This window comes from Alteromonas pelagimontana (genome assembly GCF_002499975.2).
Lineage (GTDB): Bacteria > Pseudomonadota > Gammaproteobacteria > Enterobacterales > Alteromonadaceae > Alteromonas > Alteromonas pelagimontana.
This window is the reverse complement of sequence record NZ_CP052766.1, coordinates 72773-91466: the sequence shown is the minus strand read 5'-3', so window position 1 is coordinate 91466 and position 18694 is coordinate 72773. Positions and strand designations below refer to the sequence as shown.

The 18694-nt window shown below is 45.5% G+C and carries 18 protein-coding genes; 12 read left to right on the top strand and 6 right to left on the bottom strand.

Translation table 11 applies throughout. The features are described 5' to 3' along the window. Positions 1-3: 3 nt before the first annotated feature. Together CA267_RS00445 and CA267_RS00440 are read left to right on the top strand one after the other, a co-directional pair. Positions 4-2154, top strand: a complete 2151-nt coding sequence (locus tag CA267_RS00445) for a xanthine dehydrogenase family protein molybdopterin-binding subunit (RefSeq protein WP_075609295.1) — start codon at positions 4-6, stop codon at positions 2152-2154. A 9-nt stretch (positions 2155-2163) separates the two neighbouring features. After that, complete coding sequence (locus CA267_RS00440) at positions 2164-2799, top strand: Isoquinoline 1-oxidoreductase subunit (protein ID WP_075609296.1); 636 nt, start codon at positions 2164-2166, stop codon at positions 2797-2799. Between the two features lie 95 nt (positions 2800-2894). On the opposite strand, the gene bcp is transcribed toward CA267_RS00440, so the two are convergent. Then, entirely contained in the window at positions 2895-3362 is a 468-nt protein-coding gene (gene bcp, locus CA267_RS00435) for a thioredoxin-dependent thiol peroxidase (RefSeq protein WP_075609297.1), read from the bottom strand. Beyond that, positions 3340-3900 carry a glycine cleavage system protein R gene (locus tag CA267_RS00430; protein WP_075609298.1) on the bottom strand — a complete coding sequence of 187 codons (561 nt, stop codon included), beginning with the start codon at positions 3898-3900 and terminating at the stop codon, positions 3340-3342. Before CA267_RS00430 ends, bcp begins: the two co-directional genes overlap by 23 nt. Before the next feature lie 159 nt (positions 3901-4059). Here CA267_RS00430 and dapA point away from each other — a divergent pair, with 159 nt between their 5' ends. The 7 genes from dapA (at position 4060) to CA267_RS00395 (ending at position 10089) form a co-directional block, all read left to right on the top strand. Next, entirely contained in the window at positions 4060-4944 is an 885-nt protein-coding gene (dapA, locus tag CA267_RS00425; protein WP_075609299.1) for a 4-hydroxy-tetrahydrodipicolinate synthase, read from the top strand. A 12-nt stretch (positions 4945-4956) separates the two neighbouring features. Then, on the top strand, positions 4957-6060 hold the full coding sequence (bamC, locus tag CA267_RS00420; RefSeq protein ID WP_075609300.1) for an outer membrane protein assembly factor BamC: 1104 nt from the start codon (positions 4957-4959) through the stop codon (positions 6058-6060). A gap of 16 nt (positions 6061-6076) precedes the next feature. Then, entirely contained in the window at positions 6077-6790 is a 714-nt protein-coding gene (gene purC / locus CA267_RS00415) for a phosphoribosylaminoimidazolesuccinocarboxamide synthase (RefSeq protein WP_075609301.1), read from the top strand. A 287-nt stretch (positions 6791-7077) separates the two neighbouring features. Then, a complete protein-coding gene (locus CA267_RS00410) occupies positions 7078-7911 on the top strand; it encodes a DMT family transporter (protein WP_075609302.1) in 834 nt (277 codons plus the stop codon). Positions 7912-8545: 634 nt separating this feature from the next. Further along, positions 8546-9079 carry a c-type cytochrome gene (locus CA267_RS00405; RefSeq protein ID WP_075609304.1) on the top strand — a complete coding sequence of 178 codons (534 nt, stop codon included), beginning with the start codon at positions 8546-8548 and terminating at the stop codon, positions 9077-9079. Between the two features lie 25 nt (positions 9080-9104). Continuing rightward, positions 9105-9554, top strand: coding sequence for a DUF305 domain-containing protein (locus tag CA267_RS00400; protein WP_217358059.1), 450 nt, complete (start codon positions 9105-9107; stop codon positions 9552-9554). A 1-nt stretch (position 9555) separates the two neighbouring features. Beyond that, on the top strand, positions 9556-10089 hold the full coding sequence (locus CA267_RS00395; RefSeq protein ID WP_075609306.1) for a hypothetical protein: 534 nt from the start codon (positions 9556-9558) through the stop codon (positions 10087-10089). A gap of 356 nt (positions 10090-10445) precedes the next feature. Here CA267_RS00395 and CA267_RS00390 read toward each other — a convergent pair whose 3' ends face one another. After that, entirely contained in the window at positions 10446-11297 is an 852-nt protein-coding gene (locus CA267_RS00390) for a hypothetical protein (protein ID WP_075609307.1), read from the bottom strand. Positions 11298-11793: 496 nt separating this feature from the next. Here CA267_RS00390 and CA267_RS00385 point away from each other — a divergent pair, with 496 nt between their 5' ends. The 3 genes from CA267_RS00385 to CA267_RS00375 are packed head-to-tail and all read left to right on the top strand — an operon-like array spanning position 11794 to position 14836. Further along, positions 11794-12624 (top strand): N-formylglutamate amidohydrolase, encoded by an 831-nt coding sequence (locus CA267_RS00385; protein ID WP_075609308.1) that lies wholly within the window; start codon positions 11794-11796, stop codon positions 12622-12624. Continuing rightward, positions 12615-13793 (top strand): tyrosine/phenylalanine carboxypeptidase domain-containing protein, encoded by a 1179-nt coding sequence (locus tag CA267_RS00380; RefSeq protein WP_075609309.1) that lies wholly within the window; start codon positions 12615-12617, stop codon positions 13791-13793. The genes CA267_RS00385 and CA267_RS00380 overlap by 10 nt, the downstream gene beginning before the upstream one ends. Continuing rightward, positions 13790-14836, top strand: coding sequence for an ATP-grasp domain-containing protein (locus CA267_RS00375; protein WP_075609310.1), 1047 nt, complete (start codon positions 13790-13792; stop codon positions 14834-14836). The genes CA267_RS00380 and CA267_RS00375 overlap by 4 nt, the downstream gene beginning before the upstream one ends. A gap of 18 nt (positions 14837-14854) precedes the next feature. On the opposite strand, the gene yfaE is transcribed toward CA267_RS00375, so the two are convergent. Genes yfaE through nrdA form a run of 3 tightly spaced genes read right to left on the bottom strand, consistent with a single transcriptional unit; the run spans position 14855 to position 18651 of the window. Further along, positions 14855-15127 (bottom strand): class I ribonucleotide reductase maintenance protein YfaE, encoded by a 273-nt coding sequence (yfaE, locus tag CA267_RS00370; protein WP_075609311.1) that lies wholly within the window; start codon positions 15125-15127, stop codon positions 14855-14857. Between the two features lie 15 nt (positions 15128-15142). Continuing rightward, the gene (gene nrdB, locus CA267_RS00365) at positions 15143-16273 is read right to left on the bottom strand and encodes a class Ia ribonucleoside-diphosphate reductase subunit beta (RefSeq protein WP_075609312.1); all 1131 of its coding nucleotides are present in this window, start codon (positions 16271-16273) and stop codon (positions 15143-15145) included. A gap of 56 nt (positions 16274-16329) precedes the next feature. Then, positions 16330-18651 (bottom strand): class 1a ribonucleoside-diphosphate reductase subunit alpha, encoded by a 2322-nt coding sequence (gene nrdA, locus CA267_RS00360; RefSeq protein WP_075609313.1) that lies wholly within the window; start codon positions 18649-18651, stop codon positions 16330-16332. Between the last annotated feature and the right edge of the window lie 43 nt (positions 18652-18694).

The following is an 18694-nucleotide window of genomic DNA, read 5'->3' as shown; positions in this document are numbered from 1 at the left end:
GCCATGAAGGATTCACCAAATAATGTGAGCCGGCGGCATTTTCTCGCTGGTACAGGTTTGGTTATCGGGCTGTCTATTATACCAAAATCGTTGGCTGCAGCCATGGTCGCAAACACAGACAGCCAATCACGCGCGACGCCCATGAATGCATTTGTCAGGGTGGCGCCCGACGGCGTAGTAACGGTGATGTCGAAGCATTTGGAAATGGGACAAGGGCCTTACACGGGTTTAACGCAATTAGTGGCCGAGGAAATGGACGCCGATTGGGAGCAAATGCGTGTAGAGCCGTCACCTGCAGACGACAGTACCTATGCAAATCTGGCTTTCGGGATGCAAGGAACAGGTGGATCTACGTCCATTGCCAATTCTTACGAACAGTTTCGAAAAGCGGGTGCTACGGCAAAAGCCATGCTTATCGCTGCTGCGGCCGCGGCTTGGCAGGTGCCCAGCGCTGAGATAGCAGTGAAAAAGGGGCGTATTTTTCATCAACAGTCAAATCGCTCGGCGGGATTTGGTGAAATGGCAGAAAGTGCAGCTTTGCTTTCACCCCCTAAAGACGTAACGTTAAAGCAACCCAGTGCGTTTAAAATTATCGGTAGCAATAAGCAACGGCTGGACACACCGGCAAAAACTACGGGCAAAACCACCTTTACGTTAGACATTTACGCTGATGAAATGTTAATTGCACTCGTTAAGCATGCGCCTTATTTCGGCGCTAAAGTCGCGAGTTTTGATGCCAATAAAGCCATGCAGATTCCTGGTGTGGTTGATGTTAAAGCTGTTTCTCAAGGTGTGGCAATTTTTGCAGAAAACACATTTGCAGCGCTAAAAGGCCGTGATGCTGTAGAAGTTCAGTGGGATCTAAGTCAGGCGGAAACCCGTTCATCTGAAGCAATCATTGAAGACTACCGTAAACAGATGAACAAGGAGGGGTTAAAAGCCACAAATCGGGGAAACGTGTCGCAGACTTTAAGCGCTGACGGTGTAACAGTGTTGGAAGCCGAGTACGTGTTTCCTTATCTTGCTCATGCTCCCATGGAGCCTCTGGATGCGGTATTGATAAAAAACCAGAATGGCGGCATAGATTGCTACAGCGGTGCTCAATTTCCAGGTATGGATAAAAAAGCCATTGCCGATATCTGCGAGATTGCGGAGGAAAAAGTCACTATTCATGTTCAGTATGCCGGGGGCAGCTTTGGGCGCCGTGCGCAATTTGGATCGCCTTACATGCGTGAAGCCGCTGAGGTATTTAAAGTGTCCGGCATGAAACGCCCTGTAAAGCATATGTGGACACGAGAAGATGATATTCGCGGTGGCTTTTACCGCCCGTTGTTCATTCATCAACTACGTGGTGCCATTGATAAAGAGGGAAAAATTATTGGATGGGATCAGGTAATTGCTGGCCAATCGATAATGCAGAAAGATGAACTGGACGAAACCAGTGTGGAAGGCGCCTCAGATCTTCCTTACAACATTCGCGATCTCCGGGTGTATTCGCACAACATGCAAACGGGCGTACCTGTGTTGTGGTGGCGCTCGGTAGGCCACACTCATACTGCGTTTGCAGTAGAAGCTTTTCTTGATGAATTACTCGAAAAGGCCAATGTCGATCCTGTTGAAGGAAGGCTAAAGCTGCTAAAGCCTGAGTCGCGGCAGGCGGGCGTGTTAAAGCAAGTGTCGGAACTGGCTAATAAGGCCGGAACTGTGCCTGCTAACCGCGCTCGCGGAGTTGCGGTACACAAAAGTTTTAACACTTACGTTGCTGAAATTGCCGAAGTTTCAGAAGGCAAAGATGGTTTGCCCGTGGTGCATAATGTTTGGGTTGCCGTCGACTGCGGCGTAGCCGTGAATCCCAACCATATCCGCGCGCAGATGGAAGGGGGAATTGGATTCGGTTTGGGCGCTATTTTGTATAACGCTATTGTCCTTACAGAAGGTGGTAAAGTAGAGCAGTCGAATTTTCATGATTACCGTTCATTACGTATTAATGAAATGCCCCATGTTGAGGTAGCAATTGTTGAATCGTCTGAGCCACCCACAGGTGTAGGTGAACCCGGTGTTCCACCTATCGGCCCGGCAGTGGCCAATGCGTGGCGAAGACTCACAGGGACTCCTGTCCGCCGTTTACCCATTCAACCCAGACAAACCACCTAAGGAGCCGTCATGAAAGCAATTACTTGTCTCGCGATGCTCTTAATAAGCGCTGTTGCCTTTACATCGTCTTTGCAGGCTAACGCAAACGCATCTGAGAAAACTCAGTTGCTTTCTGCTAGCGATTTTGCGGACATAGCAGATAAAACTGCGCGCGCTCAAGCCATGTTTGAGGAAATTGGCAAGGTAATTCAGCATCCTCGCTGCCTGAACTGTCATCCCGCCGATAATCACCCATTACAGGGAATGGATATGAAAATTCATGAACCGCTAGTGTTTCGTGGGCTGGGAAATTTTGGTGTGCCAGGAATGGAGTGCAATACATGTCATGGTGCGAATAATGTGGAAATAATTGCTCAAGCGGATGATATTAAAAGTATTCCAGGCAATCCCAAATGGCACCTTGCGCCTCTGGAAATGGCTTGGGTAGGCAAGTCACTGGGCGAAATTTGTCAACAGTTAAAGGACAAAGAGCGCAACGGCGGAAAAACAATGGCGGAAATGATTCATCATATGGCCGAAGATGATTTAGTAGGCTGGGGTTGGTACCCCGGCAAAGGCCGCGAGCCGGTGCCGGGGACACAGAAAGCGTTTGGCAAACTGTTCAAAGCGTGGGTGGATAATGGCGCGCATTGTCCGACAGCATAGCAGGTGAAAGCCCGCTCTCGGGCTTAATTCGATGTGTGGACTCCACCACCTTAGCTAAGCAGGGATGTGGAGTCACTACATTGAGCTGAGCTTAGTTACTGACTGCTTAAGTAGTCAAGAACAACAGTATGATGATCTTTGGTTTTGAATTTATCGAAAACTTTTTCAATAGTCCCTTCCTCGCTAATGAGAAAACTGAGGCGGTGAATACCCTCGTATTCTTTTCCCATAAATTTCTTAAGTCCCCACACGCCAAATGCATCGGCAACAGCGTGATCTTCATCAGACAGTAAAGTGAAATTCAGGCTTTCTTTTTCAATAAATTTCGGTAATCGCTTCACCGGATCGGGGCTAACGCCAAGTACAACAACATTTTTAGCATCAAGTTCCGCTTTGGTATCGCGCAGATTTTGTGCTTGCACCGTGCAGCCCGGGGTCATGGCTTTGGGATAAAAATAGACTAAAACTTTCTTCCCCTTAAAATCACTTAAAGAAACACTGTCACCGTGTTGGTCAGGTAAACTAAAAGTGGGAGCGTTGTCACCAGCTTGCAGAGTTTGCATATTTATCCTTTTTGTATTTATCAATGACTTTGCCAGTCAATTTAAGGCTATCGAAGAGGATCTTTAAAGAATACTCAAGCTCGCCAAAATCAACAGAATCCGGAACGGTGACCATTAACTTGCAACGCATCATCTCTTCACCTGATTTTTCATCGGTAAAGGTACGTTGGCGAAATGCGTTGATAGAAGCATTGCGATCGGCAAAGAAGCGGGTTACTGACTTAATCAAACCTGCGGCATCAACACCGCTAAATTCCACCTCAAAAACATGTTCGATATTTTGCTTTTCATGATGGCTGGTGCGTTTCATCAATGAAAGTAAATCCAGGCGCTGGCAAAGTGGCGGAATTAAACATTCCGCACGCGTAATTGCCTGGTGATTACCTTCTAATATCATGGTCAGGGAAAATTCCTTTCCATAAATAGCTTGCCGACTATCCAGAATATTACATTGGACTTCGGAGACAGTTGTCGCAATTTCGCTAAGAATGCCACTTCTGTCAGTACCGAGAATGGTCACGATCAATTGCTGCTTCATACGTGTTCAGTCCAGAAACTAAGTGAGTAGATGGTAGCACAGAGTTTTTTTTCTATGCTAGCACCTGGAGCGCTCAAATAATCGAAAATTCCCTCTTTGCGCGCTTGTGTTTACTGCGTTAGATAATTAACATGTGCGCTCACTAAAAGCGGAGACATTATGTTTACAGGCAGTTACGTGGCACTGATCACGCCGATGAATGACAATGGCGACATTGATTATCCTGCACTGGAAAAACTTGTCCAGTTTCATATTGAACAGGGTACTCACGGCATTGTGTCTGTGGGAACTACAGGTGAATCTGCTACTTTACCCTTTGACGAACATATTGAAGTTGTTCGACAGACGCTGGCGATGGTAGATAAAAAAATACCAGTAATTGCCGGCAGCGGCGCCAATTCGACTGCAGAGGCTATTTTTCTTAGTGAACAGATGGCAGCCCTTGGCGTAGATGGCTTTCTTAGTGTTGTACCTTATTATAATAAGCCGCAGCAGGCGGGGATGATCGCCCACTTTAATGCTATTGCTGACGCCACCGACGTACCGGTATTACTTTACAATGTTCCTGCCCGTACTGTAGCAGACATGTTACCTGAGACAGTGGCTGCGCTTGCAGAGCATAAAAATATTGTGGGTTTGAAAGACGCCACTGGCGATATTCAACGATTAAAAGCAACCCAAAAGCTGGTAAAAAATGATTTTCTGCTATTAAGCGGAGATGACGCTTCCAGTTGTGAATTTCTTTGTGAAGGTGGTCACGGAGTCATTTCCGTCACTGCGAATGTTGTGCCTAATGCCATGTCGAATATGTGTGATGCGGCGTTAGCTAAGAATTTTGATGCGTGTCGACAATTCAATGACAGCGTAAAGTTACTTCATGACGCGCTTTTTATTGAGCCGAACCCGGTGATGCCAAAATGGGCCTTATATCGGATGGGCCTTACCAAAAGCGCGATATTACGTCTACCGATGGTTTTACCGGAACTTGCAAGCCAAAAACATATCGAACAAATACTACAAAAATACGAATTGATTTCTGGTTAATAAGGAACGCGGATGAAAAAATCCCTGGCTTTGATAAGCGGCCTCACTATTTTGGCGCTTACAGGTTGTGCAAGCCAACAAGAACGACGTACTGCTTCGGGTAATTACGATTATCTGAAATCAACACAGCGCGCTACTATAAAAATTCCTGCCGATGTAGATCAGCCTGAGTTCTCAGAAGAATATGAACTGCCGAAGCTGGGCGAAAAGGTTAATGAAAATCTGATTGGGCGTGAGCTGTTGGTATCGTCTCCAGCTCTTGTATTGCCTCTGGTAAGCGGTTCTCATGTTGAAGAAGGAAGTCGAGAAGCCACAGTCTGGTTTGATCAGGTTGATGATAGTAAACCGTTAAAACAAGCGATCTGGGATTCGCTGTTAAGTTTTCTTGAACAGCAAAAAATTGAAGTCGATTCTTTTGATCCTGAAGCTGGCATTCTCATCACCGACTGGGTAGTGGAAAATAAAGACGAAGACAGCAGCTGGTATGAATTTTCTGCTCCTAAAAAAGGCGAAGTTAAACGCCGCTTCGAGTTTTCAATGGAAGTTAAACCACACGGCCGCACGGCATCTTTGCACGCTGAACTCAAAGATTTTCAAGCCAACGGGGAAGCTAAAACGGCTGCTCAGTTAGGTGAAATAGAAGAGCGTCGTGAAGAAGTGACCGTATTGAATCAGTTCATTAATCATTATGAATACCAGATCCAGCTCGAAGACAGTAAGCGTATCGCGCGAATTCGTCAGGGGCTTAACGCTGAAATGGGCTTTAATGCTAACGGCGAACCCGCTTACGTAGTCGATGCGCAATATGACGTGGCATGGCCACGTCTGTTATTGGTGCTAAGAAAGCTTGGATTTGATGTGAAAGATTTGGACAAGTCTACTGGCCTGTTGTTCGTTACCTACAATGGTATTGATAAAGGCTGGTGGAGTGGTCTGTTTTCTGATGAAAAAGACCTTCTGAAAAAAGATGACTACCGCCTGAAAGTCGGAAATATGGGTGAAAAAACATCCATTACTTTCATGAACGATGAGAGCGAGCCTTTTGAAGTGGATGTAGTTACAGAAATGTACGAGCCCTTTTCAAAGGTGATGTCACAAGACGACCTCGACATTTAATTTTTTGAGAGACATCATGGAAAAACGCGAAGAACTATACCGCGGTAAAGCAAAAACTGTCTACCTGACTGATGACAGCGATAAGCTTATCTTGTTATTCAGAAACGATACTTCTGCTTTCGATGGAGAAAAAATCGAACAGCTTGAACGTAAAGGTGAAGTAAACAATAAGTTTAATCATTTTATTATGTCCAGGTTAGAGGAAGCCGGTATTTCTACCCAGGTAGAGGCGCTGGTTTCGGATACGGAGTCGCTGGTTAAGAAGCTGAAAATGATTCCGGTGGAATGCGTAGTTCGAAACGTAGCAGCAGGTTCTTTAGTACGCCGCTTGGGTGTTGAAGAAGGACAGTCGCTCAACCCGCCGGTTTTTGAATTCTTTCTGAAAAACGATGCGTTGCACGACCCAATGGTCAATGATTTTCACATTGTGTCGTTTGGTTGGGCAACAGAAGCGCAAATTGCTAGCATGAAAGCGTTAACTTTCGCGGTTAACAACGTTCTGAAAAAGCTATTTGACGACGCTGGTATGATTTTAGTGGATTATAAGCTGGAGTTCGGTTTAGACAAGGATGGCGAGATTGTTCTTGGCGATGAATTTACTCCAGACGGTTGCCGTTTATGGGATAAAGAAACCCGCAAAAAAATGGATAAAGACCGTTTCCGTCAGGGGCTAGGGTCAGTGGTTGAAACCTATATCGAAGTCGCAGAACGATTGGGCATAAAATTATAGGGTACGAAGAATTCTCCTGAAATTAGAATAAGCCGATCCGCAATTGCGATCGGCTTTTTTGTACTTGCGCAGGCGCTAACGTTATACAGGCTACGAAAAAAGAACATTCGTGATAGCAAGTATGAAGTGAGACTTTTTGAAAGCTTACCCTCTTTAAATAACTTACGCACTCAAAACAACATTGGTGCCAAGTGCCATACTGGTGGAGTCGGTGAATTAAAACGCTAAACTGCGTTTCTACTGTTAATTACTAAGACCGCAAAGAAAGCCCTTTAAGGACGAGAATCATGCAGACGAAAATGGTAATGCTGGTGATAATGGCCATGATGGCTTTTGCAGGTAATTCGCTTTTGTGCAGAATGGCGCTGGTTAGCTCAAGCACTGATCCCGTTTCCTTTACCTATATCCGTCTGCTAAGCGGCGCTCTTGTACTTTACTTACTGACGGTATTTCGCCATTCCCCAAGTATTTCTGCTGGTAGCTGGGTCGGCGCTGTTGCGTTATTCGTTTATGCCACTGGCTTTTCCTTAGCGTATGTGGCCATACCTACTGGAGCAGGTGCGTTACTACTTTTTGGTGCAGTTCAACTGACCATGATCCTGTGGGGGATGTTTAAGGGCGAACGTTTCAATAGCATTCAAACTACAGGATTTTTTTTGGCGATAGTCGGGCTAACCGTGTTGCTGCTACCTGGTGCTACAGCTCCGCCCCTCTCTTCGGCAGTACTAATGGTTATGGCTGGTATGGCCTGGGGAATATACTCAGTCTTAGGTAGAAGTGCATCGAATCCTTTGTCTAGTACAGCGGGAAATTTCATTCTCACACTCCCGTTTGCAGCCATTTTATTATTGATCAATACGCATACTATGATGACTGATCTTCAGGGACTAATATTAGGGATTGTTTCCGGTGCAGTAACATCAGGGATAGGATACGCGCTTTGGTACGCCGTACTTCCGGCGCTAAAATCTTCCCATGCCGCCACTATTCAGCTAAGCGTTCCGGTCATTGCGACGTTTGCTGGCTGGTTAATTCTTGGCGAAACCTTGACCTTACGTATCCTGCTTGCCTCACTCGCCATCTTGAGCGGCATTGCTCTGGTAATAATAGAAAAGCGATAGCGTGTTCGGTAAATATTCAGTGTCACGTGCCAAAACTGAGCTTAGCGCTCAATCGGTTGTAAATGAGTGGCGTTAGCCCGGTACCTGAAGCTATTGCTTTCTCAAAAAAATGAAATGGATTTAAAAGAAAAGTTCGATTCGGCCCAGCGGAAGCTTGAAAGCAAGGGTTTTAATTTTACTGCTTCTTTTATTGAGGGAGACATTCATGCTTCTTTGATGGAATATTAAGAAAAGCATGACACTGATCTCATTGTAATGGGCTTTTGGCCACTCTAAGCTCAGGCAGTTCTTTGTTGGCAGCAACACGATGAAGATGCTCGAAAAAAATGATGTGTCACCCGTGGTTGCGGTAAGTACTTTTGGTACCACGAACGCCGGAATGCTATATCACGAACGTCAAGATGAGAAGCGTGTCTATAAAACTCGGACATGTAAATGTTACAGCCCATTTGTAGCCATCGCTAAAAGGCTATTATTTTACGTTAAAGTAATGCAGTCATTGCAAATGTAGCAACAAACCTTGATTGAAGCCGCGTGCGCCCGAATATCTTCCGCCTGGATGCTGGTGCTAAAGGTGGTACGGTTACTGCAATTCCACTTCCAAAATACTACGTCAGCGCTTGCGGAGGAGTTCATGACACAAAAAAAGTATCTTGGTACGGGCATGATCGTCGGTATTGTGCTTACTGCAATAGCAGGGATGGTTGCAATTCTCATCGTTGTTTACACGGGAAGCTACAATATCAGTGCGCGCGAGGACCATTCTTCTTTTGCGCGCTGGGCACTTTCAACCTCCATGGTAGCGTCAGTACGAAGCCGGGCAGATCAAAAGCCTCCAGGGTTTACGAAGAATATGATTGCGGCTGGGGCACACGAGTACCAAACCATGTGTGAGCACTGTCACGGCGGGCCAGGTATCGAACGCGCGAACTGGGCTGAGGGACTGGTCCCACAACCCCCTCATCTTACTGAAGCGGCTGCACACTGGACACCCTCAGAAGTATTTTGGCTAGTCAATCATGGCGTTAAAATGTCTGGAATGCCCGCATTTGGCGCTACACATGACGAAAAAACGCTATGGAATATCACCGCTTTTGTAAAGCAATTACCCGCCATGACACAAGCCCAATATCAAGAATTGGGAGACCACAACAAACATGACCATTGAGACAGAGGAGAACTAACAGATGCACATGTCCTATTGGCGTTTTGCAGCAATGATCGCTACGTCGACGATAATCATGTTCGGCTTAATGTATCTTAACACTTACGCTTTCGAACACGTATTGTGGAGTGAAACACGAGCATGGATGGCATTATTAATGGGCGCCACTATGGCGATCGTGATGCTTAGCTTTATGCTAAATATGTATAAAAAGAAATGGATAAATATAGGAATATTCGCAGGTAGTGCTTGTGTATTTGTCCTCTGTTTATGGATAGTAAGAAGCCAGGCTACGGTGACAGATGTTGAATATATGAAAGCGATGATCCCGCATCACTCCATTGCTATTATGACCAGCGAAAGAGCACAAATAAGCGACTCCCGAGTCCGAAAACTTGCTGATGAAATTATAGCAGCGCAGCGTAGAGAAATTTCTGAAATGAAATATCTAATTCGAGATATTGAGGAGGCCCAATAAGATGTCCTCTTACATTCGCTTGATGGTAATTATTATGACGGGTACAGGAATCGCTGCATGCAGAAACCCACCGCCGGATGCCGCTCTTGGCGCAAAACAAGCCCCCAAGCCATCACCGGAAATTGTCTCGGCGCAAGCCGCAGTTGAAAGTCCTGACATTCCTACAATCGACCCTATGACTTTAGATAGCGCAGAAGTCGATAAGGTTCTTTCTAAAACCCCCAGGTGCGCCTTTTCCTATACTGCTGGCAGCTCTCCCGTGCTGGTAGTCGGAGCAAATGCTGGTAAAGTAGCTGGCGTAATTAAAGTTCATGGAAAGTTGGTTAAGCTAACCGGCATGAATAAGAATTCAAGAGCGTTGCCAGAGGGGGGCCAATTTGCTGCGCAGCCTATTACGGTTACTATTCAACCTCAGGAGGAAGTCCGCAAAGACAGATTACAGAAGCAAACACATGTTTCTGCCATAATGCACTTTGAGTTGGACCAAGGCCTAACGGTCGGATATGAAGGCTGGTGGCGCTGTAATATGAATTAAGCTGCCGGCTCTTTTCGGTTGGCGGAGCCGGCCAACTTTAGCACTATGCCAAGTTGTTTCCTTCATATCGTTTACCCTTTCACTTGCTCTTGCGTCCCTTCGGACGCGGCTTGTCAGATTTTTAGCTGCGTCAATCGCGTTCGATTCAGGCCTTCTACACCTTCACAAAAGTGGCTTGTCTAAAGCATTGGCCATTTATTTAAGGTAAGACGTCGCTACCAGTTCGCTTCGCTCGGACGGGCTCATTGGTTGAAAGGCGAGGCTTTCGAGCATGGTAACTATCCTGATAACTACGTATTTGCATATACCGTACTGCTTATAAATTTGGATATTTTCCTCACAGCTGGTCACCTAACTCAGCGCCAAGCGCGGTCAATTTCCTGCTGGGCGACAAGACCTAAAACATCCTGGTCCAGTGCTGTATCAGATCCTAGTAAAGAACGAGCCAGTTCGCGATCAGTAACGACTGTTGCCACCAAGTCTAAGGCATCTTCCAGCGACTGGCCCTTTTCGCAGTAGTGCACATGATGCTCTGCATCAACATTCTGGATAGAATTCTCCGAGAACCAGCGTTTAAATATTAATTTTGCTAATTGCTTATACCGAGGTTGGTGTCCTCCAAGAGTGACTAAAAAAAGCCTGCTCGCCGACAACTCCATCTCCGCCGATATTTTATTTAATACAGACAGCGTCTGGCTGATTTCCAATCTTGCTGCTTTCGCTAAAAGCTGACCCTCAATCACTTCAATTTGCTGCCAGTATTGATTAAAACAGTCGAATTGTGAAGCTGCTTCGTCTTTCATTTCTGTTAACAACGCTTTTGTACGGTCGCAGATTTCAAGCAGCGCTTGTTTCTCAGGCTGATCACTTTCCAGCTCGCTTTCTAGAGAGCGAAGTACCTCTTCAATTTTTAAAGTAGCAGTTTCAATGGGAGATTCGCTGAGTAAATAAAAAAATAGAACAGGAAGATGACTGACAGCTTTTATCGTGTGGTAAGCCTCGTTATTAATTAAGTGCTGCGTAACCTTGTCGCCACACTTAACGATAATTCGGTTATCCATCCGCACAATAACCTGGTAGTTACCTGCATGAATATTTTCAAGCATTTGCGTTTTACGTTTTTGATAGTATGTGTGAAAAGCAACATTAATTTCGCCTAACACTGAATTGCGCGGTTCTTCATCTGTGTTTTGTATTGAGATAGACATAGCCCGATATTGTGGGAGTGATTTAGATAATGAACGTGGTAAACGGGTAAAATGATCAGGTGAGCGGCGGAAACGCTTCAGCAGTTAATGCTCTTCGTTGCGGATAGTAGAAAGGGACTTGTTTAAAGTGCAACGTTGCCTTGATTATTAAACGACGGATGCACGCTGAATGGGTCTATGTGACTGTGAAGTTGCGCCGATCTCACACGCTAAAGCCTCATGGGTTGCTCTGTAACTTTTTCAAAATTTCGTTAATTTGTCGATAGTACGCTGCTTCTTATTGATTTTAAAGAGTTCCGAAGTCTTTAGCACAGGAAAGGTTTCGGTATGGGAAAAACTAACGGCATCCATGACTTTGTATGATATTGAAGCAAGCGATCTCCACAAATAGAGCGTGTTTTAATTCCAATCGATAACATTCTTTGCTGCGTGGCACACTTCATGCTGTCCGTTATCTCTAGATATTCACGTTACTCACGATTGCGAGGTCAAACCCATGATATCTGGTTCTAGCACTAACACATCTAGCTATTCTTCTGAGCCATACGACCGGTGGTTCATTCATCACAGCCGCGGCCCGGTTATGGCCACTGCTGTTCACGCTGGACACGCGATGCGCGAAGAGCTTCTGCCCTTCCTTGAAGCTGATGATTCAGAACGCCGCCGCGAAGAAGATCCCATGACAGACGTATGGGCAAATACTGGCGACAACGTATTCTCCTGCTATACGTCCCGGTTTGAAGTTGATCTTAATCGTGCTCGAAACAAGGCTTGCTCCACAGATCCGAACGATACCTGGGGGATGAAGGTGTGGAAGGAGTCTCCACCCGAGGAAATGATAGAGCGATCGCTTAAACAACACGACACGTTTTACGCGATGATGCGAGGATGGCTTGAGCAGATGATAGCCGAGCACGGTAAAGTACTGTTACTGGATTTACACAGCTACAATCACCGCCGGGCAGGCCCGAATAAGGCACCGGCTTCATTTCAGGATAATCCTGATATTGATTTAGGGCTTACCACATTGGATCACAAAAGGTTTGGCAATGTGGCCGATAAGTTGTCTCGCACTTTGGCTGATACACCTTGCCAGGGCCGTTATTTGGACGTTCGCGGGAACGTACGATACCCCGATGGAGGTTATTGGCCAGAGTGGGTTTTCGCAAACTACGGAAGCGATGTCTGCACGATCACGTTGGAATATAAAAAGTTTTATATGGACGAATGGCGGGCAGAGAGTTCCCTGGCGGCAATCGAAGATTTACGTACTGGTTTGAAAAAAGCAGTCGATGCAGTTCGGGAGGAAATTAAGAAATGTCGGTAAGTGAACTCCCCGCAGTAGCATCACGAATTGATAAAAAGCTGGCCGATATCGATGCTCGGGTAGACTGGCTTTATTATCTTTCCCCCTGCGACAATGACGGAATGTGGCAGCGTTTTCAGGAAAGTGATTATACCGTCAATCCCGTTATGTGGTATCCGGAGATTCCCGATAATTTTTGTGAGATTAAAGAAGCGCTACAAAATTTACCAATAGACGATGTCGAAGATCCTTCACTACACGCTCTTTTTTATGAAAAAAGGATGGAGTTGGAACTGCAGGTGGATCTCGTAATGATGCGGGAAAGCCGGGGGTTTATGGCGATTTCCGTGGAGCTGTTTGGTGAAGCCGAGCCGAGTTTAGTGCACAGTGCGCGCCAAATACTCAATGAAGTGCCGATAGTGAGCGGCCCTGCCAGTGACGCCAACTGCGCCGATATCGTCACCGCGGCCGATAAAGAAATCAATGCATATCGTGCTGAAGTTCCAGATATGGCGTCTCGGGTAGAGGTGATGGAAGATTTAAATTCCATGATGATGGTGCATCACGGGCACCTGAAAGTTGCTCAAAGTGTAAAGCTTCCCTCTGCGCGTATTTCTCCCCTTATTGCCCATGAAGTCGGCACGCATGTGGTTACGCGTTACAACGGCAGATGCCAACCTATACAACTGCTGGAGCACGGTTTGGCCCATTATGATCCGCTGCAGGAAGGATTGGGAACGCTAGCGGAATATCTCGCTGGCTATCTTCCTCCGCGCCGGCTAAGAGTGATAGCCGCACGAGTTATTGCCACTGAACTTGCTTTAAAGCGCCAATCCGTTAAAGAAATCTTTCATGAACTTCACGACGAATATCATTTACCCGCTGAAGATGCCTTTGACGTTGCAGTGAGAGCCTGCAGAGGCGGAGGTCTGACAAAAGATTCAGTGTATTTGCGAGGGTTAAGAGAACTTCTTGCCTATCTGGCTGATGGCGGGGACATTGAATTTTTATTTTTGGGTAAATTTGCCATGGGTCAGCGGATGCTGATCAAAGAGTTACTCAACCAGGGGTGGCTGCTGCCGCCAAGAATTATACCTCACCATTTGCGAGGCGAACGGGGTCGTGAACGTGTAAAACAAGTGCGTAATGTCAAACTTGAACAACTTTTCCAACTAGAGCCTATGTTATGAAAATAGCTTTTTTTATTAATGATATTCACACCGAAAAAGATAACTATACTACTATCCGTCTGGCGCGTCGGGCGGCACGTATCGGTCACGAAGTAGTTTTGGTTGGACTTAGCGATTTGATCTATGAATCAGATGAATCCATCGCTGCTATGGTAAGTCGCCCGCAAAGCAAAGATTATGAAGATGATGCACAATTGTTGGCTGAGCTACAGCATGAAGACTCAGCATTAGAGCGAGTGAATTTAACGCAGTTTGATGTAGTTTTACTAAGGTCAGATCCTGCGGACGAGGTCCTTACGCGGCCATGGGCACCCAATTCAGCGCTCTTATTTGCTCAGCTTCTGGCGAATCAGGGGGTATTGGTACTGAACGATCCAACTCATCTTACCGATGCTTCCAACAAAACTTACTTTCAAACATATCCTGAAATTGTACGCCCGAAAACAGCCATTTCCTGCAGGGTAGAAGAAATAAAAAGGGCCATTGAAAACTTTAACGGTAAAGCGGTAATTAAACCCCTGCAAGGCTCTGGAGGGCAGGGGGTGTTTATCATTAATCAGGATAGTCAGGCAAACCTTAATCAGATTATCGAAGCGACTATTCGTGATGGTTACGCCATTGTACAGGAATACTTGCCCTTGGCTGCTGATGGAGATTTACGTTTAATTACGTTAAATGGTCGTCCGCTTCAGGTTGAGGGTGTATATGCCTGCTTCCGCCGATTTAACAGCACTGGGGACGGCCGTTCTAATATATCCGCAGGAGGAAAATATGAAATGGCCACGCCTGATGAAGAAGCGTTGAAGGTTGCTGAAGCGGTAGCACCGAAGCTGATGCGAGACGGCATGTACCTTACCGGGCTGGATATTGTCGGCAACAAAATGATGGAAATTAATGTGGATACTCCTGGTGGCATAAACATGGCAGAAGATTTGACCGGAAAAGATTTCTCTGGTGCCATTATTGCCGACTTGGAGCGTAAGGTAAGATTAAAGCAGATGTACGGTCAGCAGCTAACGGTAACGGAACTGGCTGTTCTATAACATCTGTAGCAGTGGCTTCTACTGCGGAACTTTAATGACTAAGTTGCAAAGGGCGATGCAACAACAAGGCAGAATTTCGTCATCGTCAATATATGCCAGAGGATCTGTTGTGTAGGATACCTTTCCACTAAGCATCTTAGTACGACAGGCACCGCAAAAGCCCTCACGACAATGGTAGTGAACAATAATATTATTCGCTTCCAGTGATTCAAGCAGCGTTTTATCAGGTTGAGAAACAGCGCATCCCACATCGACAATATCGATGTGGAATGTTTTATCAGTTGTTTTCATTCATTTGAGGATCAGTTATAACTCAAAATCGGCAAAATCGTTATCACTGACAGAAGAGTCGATTTGTCCGACCAAATAAGAACTGATTTCGGATTCCTGCGGGGCCACCTGCACATTATCTGAATTCAGGTAGTTATTCATCCAGGGAAGCGGGTTACTTTGCACATCGAACGGAGCGTCGAAACCAATCGCAGACATGCGTTGATTGGCAATATACTCAACATACTGGCAGAGAATTTCTCTGTTCAGGCCAATCATAGAGCCATTTTTAAACAGGTAGTCCGCCCATTCTTTTTCCTGCTCGACGGCGCTGAGGAAAATTTGACGTGCCTGCTCTTTACATTCTTCCGCAATTTCCGCCATTTCGGGATCATCTTTGCCCTTCGCCCATATATTCAGAATATGCTGAGTAGAAGTGAGATGCAGGTTTTCGTCCCGCGCAATCAAACGGATGATTTTGGAATTTCCTTCCATTAACTCACGCTCTGCAAAAGCAAAAGTGCAGGCAAAAGAAACGTAAAAACGAATAGCTTCAAGCGCATTGACTGAATTCATACATAGAAACAGCTTTTTCTTCAGCTCCCGAAGATTAATAGTATGAGCTTCACCATCTACGGTATGTACGCCTTCCCCTTGGGTTTGCCAAAGCTGAGTGGCGAAAATCAAGTCGTCGTAATAACGAGAAATGTCCGAGGCACGCCGCTTAATTTCTTCGTTCACCACGATATCTTCAAAAATATCGCTAGGATCGGAAAACAGATTTCTGAGAATGTGAGTATAGGAACGCGAGTGGATGGTTTCAAAGAACGACCAGGTTTCAATCCAGGTTTCTAGTTCCGGTAGAGAAACAATAGGCAAAAACGCAATGTTTGGGCTACGTCCTTGAACTGAATCCAACAGCGTCTGATACTTCAGATTGGAAATAAAAATATGTGTTTCAGGGTCGGTAAGTTTTTGAAAATCAACCCGATCCCGAGATACATCGACTTCTTCCGGACGCCAGAAGAAGCTGATTTGTTTTTCAATCAGCTTCTCGAATATATTGTGCTTTTGCTGATCATATCGCGCAACGTTTACAGGATTGCCAAAGAACATCGGCTCTGCAAGCGGATTCACACTTTGTTGGTTAAACGTGGTGTATTTCATAACTGCCTAAATCACTTATAACGTTTATTAATGAAAGATGAGTCGCCAGGTGCGTGCTAAATTTTGCACGCACCACCTGCACAATCGTCATCTTCAGCGATTACTGCTTCTTGTGCCAGAGGCTTTTGCTGTTGCTCTTTGGCTTCCAGCGAGCTGGTATCTGAAGCGCCGTCGCGAGTGTTGTGATAATACAGCGTTTTCACACCCAATTTATAAGCAGTTAGCAAATCTTTAAGCAATAACTTCATTGGCACCTTGCCACTGTCATACTTACCAGGGTCATAGCTGGTATTCGCTGAAATAGTCTGATCAACAAATTTTTGCATAATGCCACAAAGTTGCAGATAGCCATCGTTGGAAGGAATATCCCACAACAGTTCGTACTTTTCTTTCAGCGTTTCGTATTCAGGCACAACTTGCTTTAGCACACCATCTTTACTGGACTTAATGCTGATATGTCCACGAGGTGGTTCAATACCATTGGTGGCATTAGATATCTGAGAAGAGGTTTCCGATGGCATTAACGCCGACAATGTTGAATTACGCAGGCCATGAGTTTTAATCTCTTCTCTTAACGCATCCCAATCATAGTGCAGTGGCTCATTGCAAATCGCGTCAAGATCCTTTTTATAACTGTCGATAGGTAAGATACCCTTTGAATAGGTGGTCTCATTGAACTTAGGACAGGCGCCTTTCTCTTTCGCTAAATTGTTGGATGCTTTTAACAGATAATACTGCATAGCTTCAAAAGTACGGTGAATCAAACCATTGGCGCTAAAGTCGGAATATTTCACGCCATTTTTCGCTAAATAGTAGGCAAAGTTGATAACACCGATACCCAGCGTTCGACGATTCATAGTGGCATTATAAGCTGCAGGTACAGGATAATCCTGATAATCAAGTAAACTGTCTAATGCACGCACAGCAAGATCAGAAAGTTCTTCAAACTCATCCAGCGATTTAATCGCCCCCAAGTTAAAAGCCGAAAGTGTACACAAAGCAATTTCGCCGTTTTCATCATTCACGTGCTCAAGCGGTTTGGTGGGTAACGCAATCTCCAAACACAAATTGCTCTGGCGAACTGGTGCAACTGCCGGATCGAACGGACTATGAGTATTACAGTGGTCAACGTTCTGCAGATAAATACGGCCAGTGCTGGCGCGTTCCTGCATAAACAAGCTGAACAGTTCCATAGCCTTCACTTGTTTTTTACGAATACCGTCGTCGTTTTCGTATTTTACATACAGCTCTTCAAATTTGCTCTGATCAGCAAAGAACGCATCATATAAACCAGGCACGTCAGAAGGACTAAAAAGGGTGATATATCCATCCTTCATCATGCGCTGGTACATTAGTTTGTTAAACTGCACACCGTAATCCAGGTGCCTTACCCGATTTTCTTCTACACCGCGATTGTTCTTTAACACCAACAGCGTTTCGACTTCCATGTGCCATAGCGGATAAAACAATGTTGCGGCACCGCCTCGCACGCCGCCTTGAGAACAGCTTTTAACGGCAGTTTGAAAGTACTTGTAAAAAGGTATACAACCGGTATGAAATGCTTCACCGCCGCGAATAGGGCTGCCCAGAGCGCGAATACGCCCTGCGTTTACACCAATTCCTGCGCGCTGACTCACGTATTTTACGATGGCGCTGGCAGTTGCATTGATAGAGTCCAGGCTGTCCCCGGTTTCAATTAATACACAAGAACTGAATTGGCGGGTAGGGGTACGGACCCCGGCCATAATAGGTGTGGGCAAAGAAATTTTAAAAGTGGACGTGGCGTTATAGAAACGGCGAACATATTCCAGACGAGTCGATTTTGGATAGTTCGCAAACAAACACGCAGCAACTAAAATATAGAGAAACTGGGCGCTTTCATAAATATCCCCGGTAACCCGGTTCTGAACCAGATATTTACCTTCCAGTTGCTTAACGGCTGCATAACTGAAATTCATATCCCGCCAGTGATCGATAAAAGAATCCATTTCAGCAAATTCTTCAGGCGTATAGTCTTTCAGCAGGTGGAGATCGTATTTACCTTGCTCCACCATCGACGTTACATGTTCAAATAGTGCAGGTGGTTCGAATTTGCCATAAGCTTTTTTCCGAAGATGGAAAATCGCTAAACGCGCTGCCAAATATTGGTAATCCGGCGCATCAGTAGAAATTAAATCTGCTGCTGACTTAATAAGCGTCTCATGAATTTCAGAGGTTTTGATACCATCATAAAACTGAATTTGAGCTTTGATCTCTACCTGAGAGACAGAGACATTCTTAAGTCCCTCAGCAGCCCAAGTAATAACTTTATGAATTTTATCTAACTCAATGGGCTCTTTCTCACCATGACGCTTGGTGACATATAAATTGTTATTCATTGTGCTGGCCGTTTATGTTAGCGCTTGAAGCGTGAGCTTGATG